This is a genomic window from Erythrobacter sp. THAF29 (assembly GCF_009363635.1).
Lineage (GTDB): Bacteria > Pseudomonadota > Alphaproteobacteria > Sphingomonadales > Sphingomonadaceae > Erythrobacter.
Map to the genome: position 1 here is coordinate 1,125,362 of NZ_CP045392.1, position 21,645 is coordinate 1,147,006.

Annotated in this window: 12 protein-coding genes; 8 read left to right on the forward strand and 4 right to left on the reverse strand. The window is 60.2% G+C overall.

What is annotated here, in order from left to right; genetic code table 11:
• Nucleotides 1-6 precede the first annotated feature (6 nt).
• A complete protein-coding gene (locus FIU90_RS05525) occupies nt 7-2,292 on the reverse strand; it encodes an acylase (protein WP_152433872.1) in 2,286 nt (761 codons plus the stop codon).
• 215 nt (nt 2,293-2,507) lie between these two features.
• Here FIU90_RS05525 and clpB point away from each other — a divergent pair, with 215 nt between their 5' ends.
• The 3 genes from clpB (at nt 2,508) to FIU90_RS05540 (ending at nt 11,063) form a co-directional block, all read left to right on the forward strand.
• The gene (gene clpB / locus FIU90_RS05530) at nt 2,508-5,093 is read left to right on the forward strand and encodes an ATP-dependent chaperone ClpB (RefSeq protein WP_152433873.1); all 2,586 of its coding nucleotides are present in this window, start codon (nt 2,508-2,510) and stop codon (nt 5,091-5,093) included.
• 340 nt (nt 5,094-5,433) lie between these two features.
• Nucleotides 5,434-8,910, forward strand: a complete 3,477-nt coding sequence (locus FIU90_RS05535) for a TonB-dependent receptor domain-containing protein (RefSeq protein WP_152433874.1) — start codon at nt 5,434-5,436, stop codon at nt 8,908-8,910.
• A gap of 158 nt (nt 8,911-9,068) precedes the next feature.
• A complete protein-coding gene (locus FIU90_RS05540; protein WP_152433875.1) occupies nt 9,069-11,063 on the forward strand; it encodes a S9 family peptidase in 1,995 nt (664 codons plus the stop codon).
• Nucleotides 11,064-11,810: 747 nt separating this feature from the next.
• On the opposite strand, the gene FIU90_RS05545 is transcribed toward FIU90_RS05540, so the two are convergent.
• Nucleotides 11,811-14,819, reverse strand: a complete 3,009-nt coding sequence (locus tag FIU90_RS05545; protein ID WP_199799351.1) for a TonB-dependent receptor domain-containing protein — start codon at nt 14,817-14,819, stop codon at nt 11,811-11,813.
• Nucleotides 14,820-15,319: 500 nt separating this feature from the next.
• On the opposite strand from FIU90_RS05545, the gene FIU90_RS05550 reads away from it, so the two are divergent.
• The 5 genes from FIU90_RS05550 (at nt 15,320) to FIU90_RS05570 (ending at nt 19,489) form a co-directional block, all read left to right on the forward strand.
• Nucleotides 15,320-15,793 (forward strand): hypothetical protein, encoded by a 474-nt coding sequence (locus FIU90_RS05550; RefSeq protein WP_152433877.1) that lies wholly within the window; start codon nt 15,320-15,322, stop codon nt 15,791-15,793.
• Nucleotides 15,794-15,975: 182 nt separating this feature from the next.
• Complete coding sequence (locus FIU90_RS05555; RefSeq protein WP_152433878.1) at nt 15,976-17,148, forward strand: acetyl-CoA C-acetyltransferase; 1,173 nt, start codon at nt 15,976-15,978, stop codon at nt 17,146-17,148.
• A 40-nt stretch (nt 17,149-17,188) separates the two neighbouring features.
• Nucleotides 17,189-17,974 carry an SDR family NAD(P)-dependent oxidoreductase gene (locus FIU90_RS05560; protein ID WP_152433879.1) on the forward strand — a complete coding sequence of 262 codons (786 nt, stop codon included), beginning with the start codon at nt 17,189-17,191 and terminating at the stop codon, nt 17,972-17,974.
• A gap of 118 nt (nt 17,975-18,092) precedes the next feature.
• Nucleotides 18,093-18,965, forward strand: a complete 873-nt coding sequence (locus FIU90_RS05565) for a crotonase/enoyl-CoA hydratase family protein (protein WP_152433880.1) — start codon at nt 18,093-18,095, stop codon at nt 18,963-18,965.
• A gap of 44 nt (nt 18,966-19,009) precedes the next feature.
• Nucleotides 19,010-19,489, forward strand: coding sequence for a MarR family winged helix-turn-helix transcriptional regulator (locus FIU90_RS05570; RefSeq protein ID WP_152433881.1), 480 nt, complete (start codon nt 19,010-19,012; stop codon nt 19,487-19,489).
• Between the two features lie 102 nt (nt 19,490-19,591).
• On the opposite strand, the gene FIU90_RS05575 is transcribed toward FIU90_RS05570, so the two are convergent.
• Both FIU90_RS05575 and FIU90_RS05580 read right to left on the reverse strand, forming a co-directional pair.
• Nucleotides 19,592-20,593, reverse strand: coding sequence for a type II secretion system F family protein (locus tag FIU90_RS05575; protein WP_152433882.1), 1,002 nt, complete (start codon nt 20,591-20,593; stop codon nt 19,592-19,594).
• 19 nt (nt 20,594-20,612) lie between these two features.
• Nucleotides 20,613-21,584 carry a type II secretion system F family protein gene (locus FIU90_RS05580; RefSeq protein WP_152433883.1) on the reverse strand — a complete coding sequence of 324 codons (972 nt, stop codon included), beginning with the start codon at nt 21,582-21,584 and terminating at the stop codon, nt 20,613-20,615.
• Nucleotides 21,585-21,645: the final 61 nt, after the last annotated feature.

Consider the following 21,645-nt stretch of genomic DNA (forward strand, 5'->3'; position numbering starts at 1 on the left):
TTACCCCTATCTCTGCAATGTCGATTGGCACACACCCTGCGGTGCTGCGGCTCGTATTACAAGGTTGAAATAGCTAGCGTTCGTGACGGTGTAACGCCGCTTCGCATTGGCGAGCACGTCTTCGCGCCAGAAGTATACCGGCTTCAATTGGTGATCGACGAACAGCCGCATCTGGTCTGTGTGGTGCGGGCTTTCGGGCCGCGTGATCGCGGCGCCGAATGGCTGGATGGAGCGGGATTGAACTGGTTCGCCGTCATTCCATTCGACCCACTGGATGAAGCTGTCGCCATGAACGAGGCTGAGGCGTCCGTCCTCATCGACTTGCCATGTTGTCGATGCGCGCAAGGTGTCCGAGCCGCCATCCAGTGGCAGGTCCACACCGTTCTGTCGCAGGCGGAGCAGGTCGCTCATCGGCGGATCGAGCCGGCCGAAATGCTCCATCAAGTGCTCAGCCGATTTTTCGAGCAACTCGCGCAAACCGGGCATTTCGCTCTTGTTCTGGTACTCCGCCGACATGAAGTCGCGGATCATCAGCAGGGCGAGCGCATCGGCGCGGCCCTGGTTGTCGGCGGTGAAATCCCATTCGAGCAGAATGTCGCGCGCCCGGCTTGCAAGCTGCGCGTCTTTCATCGTCGGCTCGCCAAAGTCGAGTTCCTCGAGCGCATCCCACAGGTCCGCGACATAGCCCTCGCGCTCGTATGCGGTGTCGTACTTGATACGGCGCAGTGATTCTTCGTCGAGCAGGCTAGCTTGCGAAAGCAGCTTGTATGCTCGCCGCGATCGGTTGGTTTGCTTGCGCTCGACACCGAGGATCGGGGAGACGCTTTCCGGATCGATATCGTCGCTTGCACCTGCGGCGGTGTAGGGTTCGTTATTGGCATTATAGAGCCAGCCCGATCCCGGGTTGATGACCTTTGGAATCTCCTCGTAATCGACTGTTCCCTGCCAGATCAGATCCGAGCGCGAACCGTCGAGCACGCCGCGCCAGTTGGCCGTTACGTCTTCGGGTCGGTCTGGGATCGCTGCGTTATAGACATAGGCGATGTTCCCTGCCTCGTCGGCATAGATGAAATTGGTCGAAGGAATCGCGAGCCGTGCGATCTGCTCCTGCCATTCGTCGAAACTGGTTGCCTTGTTGATTCGGTAATATGCGTCGAGCTGCTCGACGCTGCCCATCCCGCCATAACGGATGGCGAAAAAGCCTTTGTCATTCTCGATCACCGGGCCGTGAACGCTGCGGTGGATTATGCGCGGGATCGGCAGCACTACCGGACCCATGCGCACCGGGAGAAAAACCGTTTCGCTTTCGAGATCGCGCCACTCGCCGTCGAGCCGGTATTGCGAGCCGTCTTCATTCATCTCGAGCTTGTAGATATCGGTCATGTCCGGACGGTTGACCGTGTTGGTCCAGCCCAGATGCTCATTGTGGCCGAGGAAAGGGAAGGGTGAGCCGGGGAAATTGGCTCCGGTGAAGTGCCAGCCTTCCTCGCTTTCGACCGTGAGTTCGTACCATGCGACCCCGCCGCGCAGCGGCTGGTGCGAATTCGAGATCAGGGTGGTCGGCCCCCCGGATCTGTCGGGCGCGACAGCAAAGGCATTGGAGCCGAGCAGCGCTGCATCTTCGCCCCAGGGGAGCGGATGAATACCCTGATGCGCCTGCTCGGTCGGTTGCTCCGCTCCTTCGCTGCCTTCACGAGGGAAGCCGGGAATGTCGGGTCCGTATTCGCGGCGCAGTTCCTCGCCTTCGACCAACGGCCCGATGACATTGCCGAGCCCGAAGAAGAACGGCTGTCGCAAGACGAAGCCCGCAGCGACGTCCTCTCCCGCGACCGGGAAAAGGTTGGCGAGCTTGACCTCGTCAGGATGATCTTTTGCGTACTGGTTCAGGCCTGCGGCGTAGGCTTCGAATAGAGCGCGCGTATCGGCGGGAAGCTCCGGATATTCGCGCTGCGCCGTGCCGCGTGCATCGAGCAGGTGGTAGACGTAATCGAAGGTCGCGCCCTCTTCGCCCGCGATTGCGCCGTATCGCCCGCGGCTCATCGCGACCACGTCCTGCAAGGTAAAGAAGTCGTCCTCTGCCTGAGCGATGGCGACGCCGAATGCGACGTCCGCGTCGGTCTTGCCGTAAATCTTGGGCACCCCGAATTCGTCGCGCACGATCTCGGCGGTGTAAACGCGGTCGGGCTGGGGGTCGGTTTTCTCGGCCGCCATCGGTTCCCAGGATGCGAGCACTACGAAGCCGACAACGAACACCACCAGCAGCGCCCAGGCCGCGCGCTTGATCCATACCATTTCGCGAATTCTCCAACTCTCTTGTCGGCTCGCAGGATTGCGCGGAGGGGTGGGGAGGTCAAGCGATCAAATAGGGGGAACCCGACCCTTGCAAAGCTGGGCGTCGAACCCAACTAGCCAAGCAACACACCTGCGTCGCAAAAAAGTTTCGCGACGCCTTGTGTTGCAGAAATGCAACACTATCTGAAGTGAGCCATTTTATTGAGGGGTACTTCATGAACATTGAAAAGTTTACTGACCGCGCGAAGGGTTTTTTGCAGAGTGCGCAGACTGTTGCGATCCGCATGAGCCACCAGCGGATTACGCCGGCTCACCTTTTGAAGGCGTTGCTTGAGGATGAGGAGGGCATGGCTGCCCAGCTGATCCAGCGCGCGGGCGGCAATCCGGGTGTTGCGATCACCGAGGTGGACAATGCGCTGGCAAAGATACCGGCTGTGTCGGGATCGGGCGCGCAGGCGACGCCCGGGCTCGATAACGATGCGGTCCGGGTGCTCGACCAGGCCGAGCAGCTGGCGGAGAAGGCGGGCGACAGTTTTGTGCCGGTGCAGCGTCTGGTGCAGGCGTTGGCTTTGTCGGACGGCAACGATGCCGGCAAGGCTCTTAAGTCTGCGGGCGTTGATGCCAAGGGGCTCGAAGCGGTGATCCAGGAGGTGACCGGCGGTCGCACGGCGGACAGCGCGAGCGCGGAAGAGAGCTATGACGCGCTCAAGAAATACGCCCGCGATCTCACGCAGGCCGCGCGCGATGGCAAGCTTGATCCGGTGATCGGGCGCGACGAGGAAATCCGCCGCACGGTCCAGATCCTTGCCCGGCGCACCAAGAACAATCCGGTCCTGATCGGCGATCCGGGCGTGGGTAAGACGGCGATTGCCGAAGGTCTCGCGCTGCGTATTGCCAATGGCGATGTGCCCGACAGCCTGAAGGGCCGCACGCTGATGGTGCTCGACATGGGCGCGCTGATTGCGGGTGCGAAATATCGCGGCGAGTTCGAGGAGCGGCTGAAGGCCGTGATCGACGAGGTGAAGAATTCCGACGGGCAGATCATCCTGTTCATCGACGAGATGCACACGCTGATCGGCGCGGGCGCGAGCGAGGGTTCGATGGATGCCTCGAACCTGTTGAAGCCCGCATTGAGCCGCGGCGAGCTGCACGTCATCGGTGCGACGACGCTGGACGAGTACCAGAAATATGTCGAGAAGGACGCAGCCCTCCAGCGGCGCTTCCAGCCGGTCTATGTCGATGAGCCGAGCGTGGAGGATACGATTTCGATCCTGCGCGGTCTGAAGGAGAAATACGAGCTGCATCACGGTGTGAACATCACCGACAATGCGATCGTGGCCGCAGCGCAGCTTTCGGACCGTTACATCCAGAACCGCTTCCTGCCCGACAAGGCGATCGACCTGATGGACGAGGCGGCAAGCCGCATCCGCATGGAGGTGGAGAGCAAGCCCGAGGAGATCGAGAACCTCGACCGGCGGATCATCCAGCTCAAGATCGAGGAGTCCGCGCTTGCCAAGGAAACCGACGATGCAAGCAAGGACCGTCTCGAAGCCTTGCGCAAGGAGCTGGCCGAGCTTGAGCAGCAATCCTCCGAGCTGACCACGCGCTGGCAGAATGAGCGCGACAAGATCCATGCCGAGGCGCGGATCAAGGAAGAGCTCGATGCGGCGCGGCTCGAGCTTGAACAGGCCCAGCGTGAGGGCGACCTGCAAAAAGCCGGCGAGCTGTCCTATGGCAAGATCCCGCAGCTTGAAAAACAGCTCGAGGAAGCGCGCGGCGCGAATGAAAATGCGCTGCTGCGCGAGGAAGTGACCGAAGAGGACATCGCCTCTGTCGTGTCGCGCTGGACGGGCGTTCCGGTCGACAAGATGATGGAGGGCGAGCGCGACAAGCTGCTCAAGATGGAAGAGTTCCTGGGCAAGCGCGTGATCGGTCAGGCGCAGGCGGTCGAGGCCGTCTCAAAGGCCGTGCGCCGTGCGCGTGCGGGTCTGCAGGATCCGAACCGCCCGCTCGGCTCGTTCCTGTTCCTCGGGCCCACCGGCGTGGGCAAGACCGAGCTGACCAAGGCGCTGGCCGAGTTCATGTTCGATGACGAGCGCGCGATGGTGCGCATCGATATGAGCGAGTTCATGGAGAAGCACTCGGTCGCAAGGCTGATCGGCGCGCCTCCGGGCTATGTCGGCTATGACGAGGGCGGGGTGCTGACCGAAGCGGTGCGCCGTCGTCCCTACCAGGTGATCCTGTTCGACGAGGTCGAGAAGGCGCACAGCGACGTGTTCAACGTGCTCTTGCAGGTGCTCGACGACGGCCGCCTGACCGACGGGCAGGGCCGCGTGGTCGACTTCTCGAACACGCTCATCATCCTGACCTCGAACCTGGGCAGCCAGTTCCTCTCGAACCTGCCCGATGATGGCAAGGTCGCTGATGTCGAAGACCAGGTGATGGACGTGGTGCGCGCGCACTTCCGCCCCGAGTTCCTCAACCGGCTCGACGAGATCATCCTGTTCCACCGTTTGAGCCAGGAACACATGGCGCCGATCGTCGAGATCCAGGTGGCCCGCGTGCAGAAGCTCCTGAAGGACCGCAAGATCACCATCGAACTCACCGATGCCGCCAAACGCTGGCTCGGCCGGGTGGGCTACGATCCGGTTTACGGCGCACGGCCGCTCAAACGCGCGGTCCAGCGATACGTCCAGGACCCGCTGGCCGAAATGCTGCTCGAAGGAAAAGTCCCCGACGGCAGCACCGTCAAAATCGATGAAGGGGATGGCGAGCTGAAATTCACGCCGGTTCAGGAGTAATCAGCTCGCGCAACTTTCTGTCGCATTTGTGAACGCTTATGCGCGAGGGGTGGTTTGTTTCATACGAACCACCCCTCTTTGTATTTAATGCAAAGTCACAATCGCCCGAAATTACCAGTCCGATTCCTTTCTGTGGGATTAACGCAACACGAGTCCGAAAAGTTTGCTGCGCCCCCGTGGTTCTTTGACTTCAAACAGTCGCTATTGCACTAATCCGCCACCGCAGGGGCTTTGTCGCGCCACGAGCAGGGGATTCTCCAGCCGCTTTGCTGCCAAAGTAGGGATGGGGATAGGTGTCTCGCCGCGAACCAAAGTTCCGGTTGTCGCAACTGGAGTTATCATGAAAAAGTTTCACAGCAATTCCGTGAAGGCGCTCGCGTTCTCGGCTTCGGCCATCGCGTTTGTCATGGCGGGGCCAGTGTCCGCACAGGACGAAGGCGAAGAAGGCCAGGAGCAGGCCGAGGAAGATGAAGAGCAGGTCGATGTCGGTACCGACGCTTCCGGCCAGACGAACCAGGGCGGCGGGATCACCGTTACCGGTTCGCGTATCGTCCGCGATACGTACAGCTCGATTTCGCCGCTGCAAGTCCTGTCCACGGAAAACCAGCAGGCGGTCGGTGCTTTCGACCCTGCGCAAATCCTTCAGCGCTCGGAAAGCGCTGCCGGTCAGCAGATTGACGCCACCTTCCAGGGCTTCGTTCTCGACAATGGCCCGGGTTCGCAAACGCTGAACCTGCGCGGCCTCGGTGCCGACCGTACGCTTCTCCTTCTGAACGGCCGCCGTCTGGCTCCCGCCGGTGTGGAGGGTGCTCCGACGAACCCGTCGCTGAACCTCATCCCGTCGACCCTCGTAGATCGCTACGACCTGCTGCTTGACGGCGCATCGTCGGTCTACGGCTCGGACGCTGTGGCTGGCGTGGGTAACCTCATCCTGCGCAAGGACTTTGACGGTCTCGAGCTTCAGGCAAACGGCAACATCAACCCGGGCGGCGCTGGCGAAGACTACGTTGTCAGCGGTGCGTGGGGCTTCAACACCGACCGTGCTTTCTTCGGCATCGGGGCGGAATACGCCTTTCGTGACGAGGTTACGCTTGGTGATCGCGATTTCCTTAGCGGTTGCGACACCCACTATGAAGTCGACCAGAACGGCAACATCCTGACCATCGACCTCTCGGACAACGCAGCTATCCAGGAAGACTCCGGCACAGGCATCCGCATCGCCGAGGATGAGTGTAAAGTCTCTGGTATTTCGGGCCGCGTATTCAACCCGTTCACTCGTCTGGGTTCGTTCTACTTCCCGACCAATGGCAACATCGCCAATATTCCGGGCCTGAACTTCGGTGAGAACACCAACCTCAACGGTCTTGATGTCGACCTGAACGGCGACGGCATCCGCGATGTCGATTTCCGCAACGTCAACAACAACGCTGCCAACCTCGACCGGACGTTCATTTCGCAGCAAAAGCTGATCAACGTCTTTGCATACGGTGAATACACTTTCCCGGGTGAAGCGAACATCACGCCCTATTTCGAGGCGAACTACAGCCGCGCGGAAATCAGCCTGCCGAACACCGGCACGCCGCAGGTCTTCCCGTCGGTGCCCGGCAGCAACGCGTTCAACCCGTGTAACCCGAACGCTGCAGGCGGTGCAGACTGCCGTGAAGCAGACAACAACTTCCAGTTGGCGTCCGACCCGGACATTTTTACCCGTGACCTTGACGGCGACGGTGATCCGGATGTGAGCCCGCTTTCGTTCGGCTTCCCGTTCGGTCTTCCGACGACTCCGATCTTTACGATCCGCGGCGACCGCAACAATGTTGAGGTGATCCAGGAGCAGTATCGCGGCGTTCTGGGTGTTCGCGGCGACCTGCCGTTCATTGGGTCGAGCTGGACTTTCGATTTCTCGGGCGTCTTCTCGCGCTCGGAAGGTTCGTCGACCCGCGACGGTATCCGTGAGGACCGTCTGGCTCTGGCAATCGGTATCGACCCGACCGCCGACTTCGACGGCGACGGTGTCTTCGATAACGATGGTGACGGCATTGCCGACGACTACGACAACAATGTCGACTTCTTTACCGCACCGATCGGTGTCTGCGACACTTCGGCACTTGCTAACCCCGGTGCTGCAGCGCCTGACCTTGCTCAGGGCTGCGTGCCGGTGAACCTGTTCTCGCCCAGCGTGCTGGGTGCGACCATCGGCGACTTCGAAAGCCAGGCCGAACGTGACTACCTGTTCGACCAGCGTTCGTTCGACACCACTTACGAACAGATCATCCTGTCGGGCTTCATCACCGGCGACCTGTTCGAACTGCCTGCCGGTCCGGTCGGTGTCGTGATCGGTGCGGAGTACCGGGAAGACACGATCGACTCGAGCCCGAACTTCCAGGCTTCGAACGGTCTGTTCTTCGGCTTCTTCGCCGATGGTGGTGCAACCGGTTCGCGCTCGGTCGCTGAGGCTTTTGGTGAAATCGACATTCCGCTGATCGCTGGCGAAACGCTCGTCGAAGAGCTCACGGTCAACCTGTCCGGTCGTCTTACCGACGACGAGTTCTACGGCACCAACGGCACCTACTCGATCAAGGGTGGCTGGCGTCCGGTCGCACCGCTGCTGCTCAAGTTCAGCTACGGTACTTCGTTCCGTGCGCCGAACCTGCGCGAGCTCTTCCTGCGTAACCAGTCAGGCTTCCTGACGCTGTTCGATCCTTGCGCCGTTCCTGACGCCGCATTCGTTGGCGGTCAGTACAACGCCGCGACCGACGAGCGCGATCAGTTCGTTCTCGACAACTGCATCCGCGAAGGCCGCGATCCGACCACGGCAGGTATCGATGACCAGGGCCTCAACACTTTCCAGACCAACAGCGTCGAGCTGACCTCTGGTGGTGTTGTGCCACTTGGTGCACCGCTCGATCCCGAGACTTCGCGTTCGATCACGACTGGTTTCGCTTTCGAGGAAAGCTTCGCAAGCGGTTTCGATTTCGCGTTGAACTTCAACTACTACGACATCGAGTTGAAGAACTCGATCATCGAACCGAGCGGTCAGTTCATCATCAACGACTGCTACAACCGCGACGACGGTGTTCGTAGCCAGTTCTGCGATCGTATCGGCGTATCGAGCCAAGGACGAATGCTGGTTTCCGACGTGTTCCAGGGCTTCCTGAACCTCGACCAGGAAAACGTGCGCGGCATCGATATCAACGCGTCGTTCGGCTATCCGGTGATGATCGGCAGCTCGGAGTTCGACCTTGGTCTGAACATCCGTGCCAACCATCTGATCGAACGGTCGAGCCTCTTCACCAATGACGACGGATCGATCGCATTCGACGATGATGCAGGCGAGTTCGGCTTCCCTAGCTGGACCGGTCGTGCAACCTTCACGGTCGATTACGACGATTTCCGTTTCACCTGGCAGACCCGTTACATCGGCGATGTTGAGCAGCAGGCTGACGGCATCGATCCGCTGTCTGACGCTTTCGGCAACGGCCCGGACGGAAATCCCACCGGATTTACGGGTGACACCTGCCTTGGTGGCGGTACGCCTGGCTTCCTGGTGCCGGGTGCAACCGGAAGCGGTGCCATCGCCGGCACGGGTATCTTCTGCCGCGACGTCGGTTTCGCCGATGAATGGTTCGAGCATACCGCTTCGATCCGTTGGGATAACGGCACGATCCGCATCATCGCGGGTGTGACCAATATCTTCGACACCGATCCGCCGCTCATCGATACCAACGAAGTGTTCGGCATCTCGAACACTCCGATCGGTAATGGTTACAACCTCGACGGACGCGAATTCTTCGGCCAGCTCCTGTACAGGTTCTAAGCCCTAGAAAAAGCTCGTTCGAGCAAGAAAAAGGCGGCCTCTCGCACTTGCCGAGAGGCCGCTTTTTTGATTTACTGCTCCGAGTTCGAGCCGCTGGACGGGAGGCCAGGCGACTCATCCGAACGCCATTCCTTTCTCAACCTGGAAGAGTTTGAAACATGAAGCTTTTTAAAGCCCCCCTGATGGCCGCAATGGTCGGTGTATCCGCCATTGGCCTCAGCGTCGCTGCACCCAGCGACACGCAGGCGCAGGCCAGCGTTCCGATTGATGTCTGGGCGCTGCGTGACGTCGTCAACGCCGTGCAGGTTTCACCCGACGGCCAACACGTGCTCGTACACAAGGTGGAAAGCCGCGAAGGCGAATACCTGCTCGAAATCTACAACACCAATGACCTTTCCAAGCCGGTCCGTCGCCTCAATGCGGATCCGATGGAGATCATCAGCGCCCAGTGGGTCAGCGACAATTTCATCTTCGGCACCGCCTGGCAGATCAACCGCGAGCAGGTGAAACGCCCCGAACAGGACATTCGCGATTACCTCGCCTTCTCTTATGACCTTGAAAAGAACAAGTTCAGCAAGTCGGATGGCGAATTCCAGCTGATCAGCACGCTCCCGAACGAACCGGACAAGATCCTGATCGGCGGGGGCAATGCCATCCCGGATCCGACGGGGGTTGATCCGTTTGCGGCATTCCGCCCGCGGGCCTATTACAAATTTAACCTGAAAACCGGTGGCAAAGAGCTCGTCCTGAAGGGCAACAGCAAGTTCCCGGTCGTGCAGCGCTGGGATAGCGATGGCAACCCGCGCTATACCTCGACGCTCGATCGTAGCGACGGAAAGCTGAAAGAGTACTACCGCAAGCCGGGCGACAGCTCATGGACCTTGTTCCAGGAAACCGATCTTGAGGACCAGGGCAACCTGTACCGTGTCCTTGGCGGCTTCCACGGTATCGCCGGCTTCAGCGCCGAAGATCCGAATATCGGTTACCTGATCGACAACCGTAACGGCGAAGACAAGGCGGCTCTCTACGAGTTCGATTTCCGCACCGGACAGGTCGGTGAGAAGCTTGTTGCGGTCGACAATGCCGATATCATGGGTATTCGTACGCACTCTATCCCGGGCAACGACAAGCTCGTCGCCGCGCGCTATCCGGGTGCCAAATGGGAATATGCATGGTTCGACGCTGACGAGAAAGCGCTCTACGACGCGCTCGAGCAGCAAATCCCGTACGCACACCAGGTCTCGATCACCAGCCGCTCGACAGACGGCAAGACCATGATCGTGAGCAATCGCGGTCCGCGCGACCCGGGTTCGTTCTGGCTGGTCAAGGACGGCCAGCTTGCCAAGCTCGGCAGCCGCAACCCGCTCGTTAATCCGGAGCAGCTCTCGGACGTCAAGTTCATCCGCTATCCCGCTCGCGACGGTAAGATGATCCCCGCCTACGTGACCGTGCCGAAGGGCGAAGGTCCGTTTCCGCTGATCGTGATGCCGCATGGCGGCCCGCACGTCCCCGAAGTCGTCAGCTATGACGAATGGGGCCAGGTGCTCGCCAATGCCGGCTACATGGTTCTCCAGCCGGGCTACCGCATGACGGTGGGCTGGGGGCAGGACCACTTCGACAGCGCTTACGGCGAACACGGCGGCGCGATGCAGGACGACAAGGATGACGGCGCGCTTTATCTCGTCGAGCAAGGCCTAGTCGATCCGGACCGTATCGCGATGTTCGGTTGGTCTTATGGCGGTTATGCGGCGCTCGTCGCTCTGAGCCGTGAGAACAACATCTACCAGTGCGCGATCGCGGGCGCTGCTGTGGCCGATGCTGAAAAGCAGTATCTCGGCCGCCGCGATGGCGATCTCAAGGCTCTGGACGAGTGGTCGAAGCGCCGCGGGACGATCGGTATCAATCCGATCAACGAAGTCGCAAAGGTCAACATTCCGCTTCTGATGGTCCATCCTGAGGATGATCGTCGCGTGATGTATTACCACTTCAAGGACTACAAGAAGGCGTTCGAAGCGGCCGGTAAGCAGGGCCAGTTCGTGACCCTCGAAGATGCCGACCACTTCTACACCACGCTGATGTACAACCACCAGCAGCAGTTCTACACGAAGATGCTCGACTTCCTCGCCAATGATTGTGGCCCGGGCGGCCTCTGATCGGACGCGAATAGTCGCACAGAAAAGCCCGCGCTCTCAGCCGAGAGCGCGGGCTTTTTCTATGGGCGAGGGCGTTGGCTATCGCTGTGAGCGCAGCTCGATCCCTTGCGGGATGCGGCAAGCCGGTGAACCGTCCAGCCGACTGCCCATATGCAATAGGTCATAATCTTGAGTGCGGGGCTGGAAGATCAGCCCGATGTCGCCGGACGCGAGGAGGCCGGTGTCAGCGCCACTCCCAAAGAGCAAAGCCGGCTTTCGGATCGGCCCGAATGCCGCACGTGCGTAGAATATAGGCAGCTGGATTGCCGGGCGTCTTCGGCTGGCCAGACCTTGGTATTCCTCGTCTCGGGTTGGCTGAGAGAATCTGGCTTGCCGGCGATGACTTGCGTGATTGCCGGGAGCGTTCGCTCTACCGCTGCAGTATTCCGGAGGGGCTAATCCCGTCCTATCTGCGCTGGAACTCCATCCTCTCGATTTGAATCGGCGGCGTCCCGCATTTCGGAAATCCCACGACTACCGAGGTGTAGCGACGGTCTATGCCAAGCGATGTCGAGAAATCTAGCTCGGTTCATGCAAGCTCCGGCGAGATACCACTGGAACGAACCGCCAAGGGTGCGAAGGTGGACGAGAACAGGATCCATCGGGAACCCCGAGTTAGAGAAGCCGACCTGCAAGCTACTCTGCGTTGCGCAAAAAAAGAGCCGCGGTCCAAAGACCGCGGCTCCTCTTTTCGGTTCGATCTTCCGATTAGAAGCGGAAGTTCACACCTGCGAAGACCGTACGAGCGGTGTCGTAGATCGTCGGGAAGGTGTTACCGTTACCGAGCGGCGGACCCGACGAGGTCGAGACCGGCGGCTGCTCGTTGAGCACGTTCAGCACACCGCCACGCAACGTGATCACGTCGTTCAGGTCCGCGAAGAACGAGAGGTCGACGTAGTTCACTGCCGGCAGATTGTCATCGATCTCGGGGTTGGCCGGATTGGTTTCGTTCTCGGTGCCCGAGAAGTGACGCCATGCAACCGTCGCATCGAGGCCGAACAGGGTTTCCCAAGTCAGCTGTGCACGGTGACGATACTTCGGGTTCACCGGAGCAACACAACCGTTGTTGAGGAAGCCAGCGCACTCGATCGGCGTGTCACCCGGGAACGACGCGAAGTCGAACTTTTCGAGGTACGTGCCCGCGTAGTCGAAACGCAGGCCGCCGATGGAATCGATATCGGTGCGATAGCCGACCTGGACATCGAAACCAGAAGTTTCGAGCTCGGCGATGTTGAGGTTGGTCTGCTGGAAGCCAACACCCGGGATACCGGCGATAAGCGAACCGTTCGACGCACGAGTAATCAGGTTACAGAACGTCGGGTTACCCGTCGCAAGGCACTGATCGAGAGTGGTCTGGGCCGCGATACCTGCAGCGATGAAGCCGTCAACGGTAATGTTGAAGTAGTCCACCGAGACGGTCAGATCCGGAATGAACGAAGGCGTGAGAACCGCGCCAAAAGTCCAGGTATCCGATTCTTCCGGGTTCAGCTGCGGGTTACCACCTGTAATCGACTGGGTCTGACCCGAGATCACGTCAGGGACGTTGCCGTACTGCGCTGCAGTGACACCGGTGTTGGCGCAAGCCGCCTGCGATGCAGTCGGGAAAGCGCTGGCGCACGGGTCGAAGATCTGGTCTCCGTTCGAATTGGTTACCCCGTTGAGGTTCGGCAGGCCGGTGTTCTGACCAGTGAACAGTTCGATGACGTTCGGTGCACGAACAGCACGCTGGAACTGACCACGAAGCGTGATGTCTTCGACCGGAGCCCAGGTCAGCTGCACACCGAATGCATCGGTGTTGAAGCTGTTGGTCGTGCCGTTACCGTTCGTGGTGTAGTCCGAATAACGATACTGACCCGAAAGAGTCAGCTCTTCGAAGAACGGCGTGTCGGTGATCAGCGGAATCTGGAGTTCCGAATAGAACTCGTAGACTTCGACTGCACCTGCAACCGGAAGGGTTGCACCGCCGACACCGGTGAAGCCGCCGCCCGGAACCTGGCTGATCTCATCAGGGATCGATTCCAGAGTGTCTTCGCGATACTCGACACCTGCGAGGAAGGCGATACCTTCTTCGGAGAACGGCGAGCTGAAGCCGTATTCGCCAAGGTCGGCCTGGATGTTGGCTCCAACGACCAGCTGGGTCGTCTCACCGATCACGATGCCGACGCCCTGGATGAAGTCAAGCTGATCCTGGGTGACACGGCTGGTGCCATCCGGGTTACGCTGGAAGATGTTGTACGGCACACAGCCGCCCGACGGATCGGAGCAGACCACGTTGCCGTTGCCATCGTCCACAGCCAGGAATGCCTGCTGGACGTTCGCGACGATGAAGTCGTTGGTCGACAGCGAGCTGTCCGAAGTTTCGGCATACTGACCGAATGCTTCCCACGACCAAATGCCGTCGCCGAAGTCACCGCGCAGACCGCCGACAATACGGAACGCTGAGTTTTCGAGACGCGAGTTACGCGGACCGCCTTCAACGTTACGGTGCGAAGCAAAGAGGTTCGGCTTGATGACACCGTCCGCGATGTCCTGAGCCGAACAGTTAAACACTTCGGTGGCAAGGTCGATACCCGGTGTTCCGTTGATCAGCGGGTTGTCGCAGTTGATGTTCCAGATACCGAATGATGCGGACTCAGCGATCTGAGCGTCCGAGAAAACGTCCGTGTAGCTGATGTCGAGGAAGGCCTCGATGTTGTCGGCGATGTCGTAGTGCGCACGACCGTAGAGTGTGAATCGCTCCGAAGGACGCTGGAAGAAGTTGCGCTGACCGAAGTTGTAGAAATTCGATGGATCGCTCGGATCGAATGCCACGATCGTGCCATCTTCCAATTGGAAGGCATCGTCAACGTCGTCTTCGATACCGTCATCGACGAAGAAGTCTGCAAAACGACGGAAGTTCGACGAACCGACGCAGCCCGCGCCTCCAAAACTCGACCCAGAAGTCGAGGCACCAATCGTACAAGCCGAGAAGGAACGGTTATTCTGCGTAACCTGTTCGCGACGTTCGTAGCTTGCGTAAAGGGTGACGTTACCGCGGCCGTCGGCAGTGTTCGTGCCGATCATACCGGTGAACGTGTACTCGACGCCGTCAATGATCGGCTGTGCGACCGGCTGCTGTGCGGCAGCGGTGACGTTGTTGAAGAACTCGTTGCCGTTGCCGGTCTGCTGGAAGTTCCCCTGAACGTCGATCTCGACGCCTTCGAAGTCACGCTTGAGGATGAAGTTGGCAACACCGCCAACTGCGTCCGAACCGTACACGGCCGAAGCACCACCGGTCAGAACATCAACGCGTTCGACCAGCTGGGTCGGGATGAGGTCGAGGTTGGCCGACGAAATGCTCGAAGAACCGTAGGGAAGACGGCGGCCGTCGATCAGCACGAGGGTGCGAACTGAGCCGACACCGCGAAGGTTCAGCGTTGCCGTACCCGATGCACCGTTCGAAACCTCACCGGCCTGGCCGGCGAAAACCTGCGGCAGCTGGTTGACGAGGTCTTCGATACGAACGGTACCCTGCGCCTGGATCTGCTCTTCCGAAACGGAAAGAACGGGCGAAGCACCTTCGAGGTTGGGGTTAACATTGAGACGCGAACCGGTCACCAGAATCTGGTTGTCGCTGGTTTCTTCTGCCGTGTCACCATCGCTGGTAACTTCAGCATCCTGTGCGAAAGCCGGAGCCGACGACAGAACCAGACCAACCGCCAGTGAACCGGCGCTCAATCGGAGCTGCTTAGAGAATTTCATATGGTTTGTACCCTCATGATTGGTGTCCCGCTTGTGGCTAAGGACACGTTTAGGATGCAACCGGCCTGACCGTCCCTCTCTTGAAACGAACCGCTTCCATCCAATTCATCAGGAAAAAGAAGAGCAATGCCGTGCGCTTTGCGTCACGGAATCCACCCGTTCAGTCCCTGAGGTGGGCAATTACGCGTGTTGGATTAAGCAAGAAAGCGATGCGAGTGGATTTCACCAAATTGAAATCGCGGTGTAGCACCCATGCAACACTGTGTGTTTCCCAGAATTCGGCCATTTTTCCGCGTAAATGCGGGTTGATTAACGCCTTTCTGTCGCATTCATGTTTCGCACGGGCTCCGGCGGGGGTGGATAGGCCAGGTGCAAACTGTCATTGTTGCAACGCGAGAGGATGAAAAATGCACAAAAAATTAACCAAAATCAGCTTCTTGATAGCGCTCTCAAGTGTGGTGGCGGGGGTGCCAGTGATGGCTCAGGACGACCCGGCGGAGCGGATCGAAACGCCCGAAGTCGTCGGCAAGCTGTTCGAATGCCGTGCGATCGAGGAAGCGGAAGCGCGGCTCGCCTGCTTCGATCGCGAGGTCGGGGCGGTTTACGAAGCGCGGCAATCGCGCGAACTCGTGATCGCAGAGCGCGAAGACGTGGAGGAGGCCAGGCGCGGGCTCTTCGGCCTCAAGCTTCCCAAGATACGCATTTTCGGCGGCGGCGATAACGATGAGCTTGGCCAGATCAGCGCCACGCTGGCCGGCGCTACGAAGCTTGCCAACGGCAGGCATATTTTCGAGCTCGAAGACGGAGCGCGCTGGATCGAGACCGAAGACGCGCGCGGTTTTCGCAAGTTCAAGGCCGGCGACAGCATCGTAATCGAAAGGGCCGCTCTCGGCAGCTTCAAAGCTAAAGTCGATGGCAAGCGAGCCGTAAAGGTACGCAGGATCAACTGATCCGTCCGCCACGGCGATCGTGTCGTTGCCGGGATGAACGGTGCTGCGCGCCAGTCGCCCATGCCGTAGCGGCATCCTGATGCGGAGACAGGGCTTCTCACTTTCCCCGCTTGATTCCCTCCATCCGCTCCCATAGGCGAGTGGCAGAAAGCAACCGTTTACCCAAACGAGAGGATTCCCCGATGCCTACAGCCTATATCGTCGATGCCGTTCGCACTGCCGGAGGTCGCCGTGGAGGTCGCCTCGCCGGGATCCACCCGGTCGATCTTCTCGCCAAGTCCCTGGACGCGGTGGTTGAGCGCAGCGGCATCGATCCCAAGGCGGTCGATGATGTGGTCACCGGCTGCGTGACGCAGGCGGGCGAACAGGCCATGCAGGTTGGGCGCATGGGCGTTCTCGCCTCGAAAGTGCTCCCGCAATCGACCCCGGCGGTGACGATCGATCGGCAGTGCGGCTCTTCGCAGCAGGCGATCCAGTTCGCAGCCCAGGCGGTGATGAGCGGCACGCAGGACGTCGTGATCGCGAGCGGCGTCGAGAGCATGAGCCGCGTGCCGATGGGATCGAACGCGACCTTCCACATGAAGGAAGGCCTCGGCCATTACATGTCGCCGCAGCTCCAGGAAAAATATCCGGGCGTGCAATTCAGCCAGTTCATGGGCGCGGAGATGATCGCCAACAAGTACGATTTCTCCAAGGAGCAACTCGACCAGTTCAGCCTCGAAAGCCACGAGAAAGCAATCGCCGCAACGCAGGCCGGCGCTTTCGAGAACGAGATCGTGCCGGTCGAAGTCCAGACCCCGGATGGCGATGATATGCACACGGTGGACGAGGGGATACGCTTCGACGCCACGCTCGATGGGATTGCCGGTGTCAAGCTGATCTCGCCCGACGGAAAGATCACGGCAGCTTCGGCAAGCCAGATCTGCGATGGCTCTTCCGCTGTAATGGTAGTGAGCGAGGAAGCGCTGAAGCAGCACGGGCTTACCCCGCTTGCGCGCATCCATAATCTGACCGTGACTGCAGGCGATCCGGTCATCATGCTCGAAGAACCGCTTTTCGCGACCGACCGCGCGCTCGAACGGGCGGGCATGAAAATCGACGATATCGACCTCTACGAGGTCAACGAGGCTTTCGCCCCGGTCCCGCTCGCATGGCTCAAGCATACCGGCGCGGACCCGGACAAGCTCAACGTCCACGGCGGCGCGATCGCGCTCGGCCACCCGCTCGGTGCATCGGGCACTAAGCTGATGGCGACTCTGGTCCATGCGCTGAAGCGTCACGACAAAAAGTACGGTCTCCAGACGATGTGCGAAGGCGGCGGTGTCGCCAATGTCACGATCGTCGAGTCGCTCTAGTTCAAACCCCAAGCATCTGAAATCTGAGAGGATTATCTTAATGGAAGTTTCAGCCAATACCCCCGCTGTCGTCACCGGCGGTGCATCCGGCCTCGGCGCGGCGACTGCGCGCGCGCTCGCAGCAAAGGGCGCGAAAGTCGCGATCTTCGACATGAACGAGGAGAAGGGCAACGCCATGGCCGAGGAGCTCGGCGGCGTGTTCTGCAAGGTCAACGTGACCAGCGACGAGGATGTCGATGCCGGTTTTGCCAAAGCGCGCGATGCCCACGGTCAGGAGCGCATTCTGGTGAACTGCGCAGGGATCGGTAACGCGATCAAGACCGCATCGCGCGACAAGCAGACCGGCGAGATCAAGCACTTCCCGATCAGCGCGTTCGACTTTGTGATCCAGGTGAACCTCATCGGCACTTTCCGCTGCATCGCAAAATCGGCGGCAGGCATGATGACGCTCGATCCGATCAACGAGGACGGCGAGCGTGGCGCAATGGTCAACACCGCGAGCGTTGCCGCCGAAGATGGCCAGATGGGTCAGGCGGCCTATTCCGCATCGAAGGGCGGTGTGGTCGGCATGACGCTCCCCATCGCGCGCGACCTGATGCGCGAAGGCATTCGCGTCAACACGATCCTGCCAGGCATCTTCAACACCCCGTTGATGAACGCCGCCCCGCCGCAGGTGAAGGAAGCGCTGGCCGCATCGGTCCCGTTCCCCAAGCGCCTCGGCAATCCCGAGGAATACGCGAACCTTGCCATGTGCATGATCGAGACCGGCTACTTCAACGGCGAGGACGTGCGCCTCGACGGCGCGATTCGCATGGCGCCGCGCTGATCCTTCAAACCCTTCACACGCGTGCAAGGGTCGGAAATTGCGACAAAGGAAAGCCCTCGCTTTTGCGGGGGTTTTCTTTTGCCCGTGGCATGGCAGTCTGGCGTGCAAAGGAGAGGATATGACCGACACCACCCAGATCACTGTCGAAAAGGCCGATGGCATTGCGACCATCACCTTGAACCGCCCGGAAAAGATGAACGCCTACACCCGCACGATGGGGGCAGAGATCATGGCGGCGATGGACGAGATCGACGACGATGACGATGTCCGCGCGGTCATCTTCACCGGTGCTGGAGAAAAAGCGTTTTGCGCAGGCGCGGACCTGACGCCTGAAGGGGGAGGGCAGGTGTTCTCGAGCGGGGAAGAGGTGAAGGATCTTTCCGACGAGCGGGTGCGCGACGGAGGCGGCCTGCTCACCTTGCGCCTGTTCGAATCGAAAAAGCCCCTGATTTCAGCGTGCAACGGTGTTGCCGTGGGCGTTGGCGCGACGATGCAACTGGCAATGGATATCCGCCTTGCAAGCGACAATGCGCGCTTCGGTTTCGTTTTCGCCCGGCGCGGGATCGTGCCCGAGGCCGCTTCCAGCTGGTTCCTGCCGCGCATCGTCGGGATCAGCCAGGCGCTCGAGTGGTGCTACACCGGCCGCGTATTCGATGCCGCCGAAGCGAAGGAGGGCGGCCTTGTCCGCTCGGTCCATTCGCCCGGAACGCTGATGAGCGAGGCGAGGGAACTGGCCCGCGAGATCGCGCAGAACACCTCGGCCGTATCGATAGCCATGACACGTGCGATGATGTGGCGCCTGATGAACGCGGACCACCCGATGGAGGCGCACAAGATCGACAGTCGGGCGATCTATCGTCTGTCGCGCGGGGCCGATGCCAAGGAAGGGATCGCAAGCTTCCTCGAAAAGCGCCCGCCGAACTACCCGGCAAAGGTCAGCGAGGATATGCCGGACTTCTATCCGTGGTGGGAGCAGCGCCGCTACGAGTAACGGGTCTTGCCATGGGCGAAGGTTTCAGGTGATACCAACTGCCCATGAGCGACCACACCGACAAGTCCGGCGCCAAGTGGCGGCTGGCTAATTTCCTGCCCTACCAGCTTTCGATCGCGTCGAACGCGGTAAGCGCCCTCATAGCCGAGCGCTATCGCAAGCGTTTTGGGCTCAAGGTCACCGAATGGCGCGTGATGGCGGTGCTTGGCGATGGGGAGAACCGTGCGTGCACTCAGCAGGCGCTTACCCAGGTGACCCTGATGGACAAGGTCGCGGTCAATCGCGCGTGCAAGGTCTTGGAAGATCGCGGTCTCATCCGCCGCGTGCCCAATGAGCGCGACGGGCGCTCGCACCTGCTCGAGCTTACCGAGGAGGGCGCGTCGATACACCGTGAGGTGATGCCGCTCGCGCTTGCGACCGAACGCGAATTGTTCGACGGGTTCGAGCCGGAGGAACGCGAGCAGTTCCGCGATCTGCTCGACCGGATGCATGCCCGCGCGGGCGAGCTTTCACACAAATCCTGAGACGAAAGAGAAAGGGCCGACCAGGCGAACCTGGCCGACCCCTTCGTTTTTTAGCGAGCAGTCGTGCCTCGAAAGACTCGCTGAGGTTTTGCGGCTTGCGCCTTATTCCTTGTTGATGAGCGCATCGGAGATCGAGCAGGCAGCAGGGCCGAGGATCACGATGAACAGCACCGGAAGGATGAACAGGATCAGCGGAACCGTCATGATCGCCGGCAGTCGCGCAGCCTTTTCTTCCGCGCGCATCATGCGCTCGTTACGGAATTCGGCCGAAAGGACGCGCAACGCGGATGCGAGCGGCGTACCGTAACGCTCGGTCTGGATCATGGTGGTCACCACGCCCTTAACCGCTTCCAGATCGACGCGGTAGGCGAGGTTGTTGAATGCCTGCTTGCGCTCGTTGAGGAACGAAAGCTCGATCGCGGTCAGGGCGAATTCGTCACCCAGCTCAGGATAGGCGCGGCCCAGTTCCTTGGCGACGCGGTTGAACGCAGCGTCGACGGTCAGGCCTGCTTCGGCGCAGATGACCAGGAGATCGAGCGCGTCGGGAAGACCCTTCTGGATTTCCTTGGTACGCTTCGCTGCCTGGTTGGCGAGATAGATTTCCGGCCCCTTGTAGGACAGAAACAGGATGGCTGCCATCGCGCCGAGACGCGTCATCGGCCCCCAGTCGGGGAACATCTCAAAGACGTAGATACCGAGGAACCCGGCAAGTCCGAGCACGACCGGAAGGATCGCGCGCGCACCGATGATGTAGACTGCCAGTTCCTTGTTGCGATAGCCGGCATGGGCGAGCTTTTGTTGGACGACTTCGAGCTGGCTCTGTTGCAGCACTTTCATGCTGTCGAGACGCTCTTTCACCTTGTCGGTGGTGTCGGTCTTGCGCACGAGGCTCGCGCGCTTTTTCGACCCCTGGGTGATGATGCCAGCTTTCAACTCGTCGCGCCGATCGTTGAGCGACTTGACGCGTTTGGCCATCGGGTCCTTGATCGTGACCGCGGCATAGATCGCCATGATCACGGCAAAGGCGGCGAGGCCTGCAAGCACGGTGCCGACGAGAACGACGTCGAAGCCGAGAAGCGTTGGTCCTGCGGGTTGTTCAAGCATGATCTTTCCTCTTCCCGCGTCAGATCTCGAAGCTGACCATCTTGGCCATGATCGCGACCCCGATGCCCATCCAGACAAGGCCGCCAAGCCCTGCCACGATCAGCCGGTCTTCGTAGAAGAAGCCGCCGATATAGCTCGGGTTGATCATGTAGATCAGGATGAACACGATGAAGGGCAGGGAGCCCACGATGTACGCGGAAGCTTTCGATTCCGAGCTCATCGCCTTGATCTTCAGCTTCATCTGCGAACGCTTGCGCAGAACGTCGGCGAGGTTCGACAGCGTTTCGGCAAGGTTACCACCGGTCTCGCGCTGGATAGCGAGAGTGATGCAGAAGAAGTTGAATTCGGGAATGCCGAGGCGGTCGGCGGTTTCCTGGAGTGAGTCCTCCATGGTCTTACCGATCTTGATGCGCTCTACGATGCCCTTGAATTCGATACCGACCGGGCCGGGAACCTCCTGTGCGACGACGGCAAGCGTCTCCGTCACGGGAAGGCCCGAACGAAGTCCGCGAACCAACAGTTCGATGCCGTCGGGGAACTTCTCGTTGAAGGCACCCGTCCGCTTCTTGATGAAGAAGCCGACCACGAGGTGCGGAATCCCGGCACCGATGAGCAATCCGACGCCCAGCGACAACAGGAATGCACCCGTCTGCATGAACATCGCAAGCGTCACGACCACTGCGAGCCCGAGCGAAGCATAGATGTACTGGGTGACAGTCCATGTCTTGCCGGTGCGGTCGAGCCTCACGGCCAGCGCTTCCAGTCGCGAGCCCGAACCCTTTACGCTGTGTGCCTTGGGCTTACGTGCGGCGATCGCCTTCTTCAGCTGCGATTCAACCTTGGTGTCTGCGTTTTCCGAGTGGCGGTAGCGCAACGCATCGAGGCGACGCTTTTGCGACTTGCCCGCGCCGGAACCGGTCACGATCATATAGCCGCCGACCATGGCAGCGAAGATGACGCCGGTTACGAGCAGGGTTTGGAAAATATCCATGCTTAATCTTCCCGCCTAGTTCCAATCACTCAACTGCACTCGGTTGCGCAGCCCGGCCCAA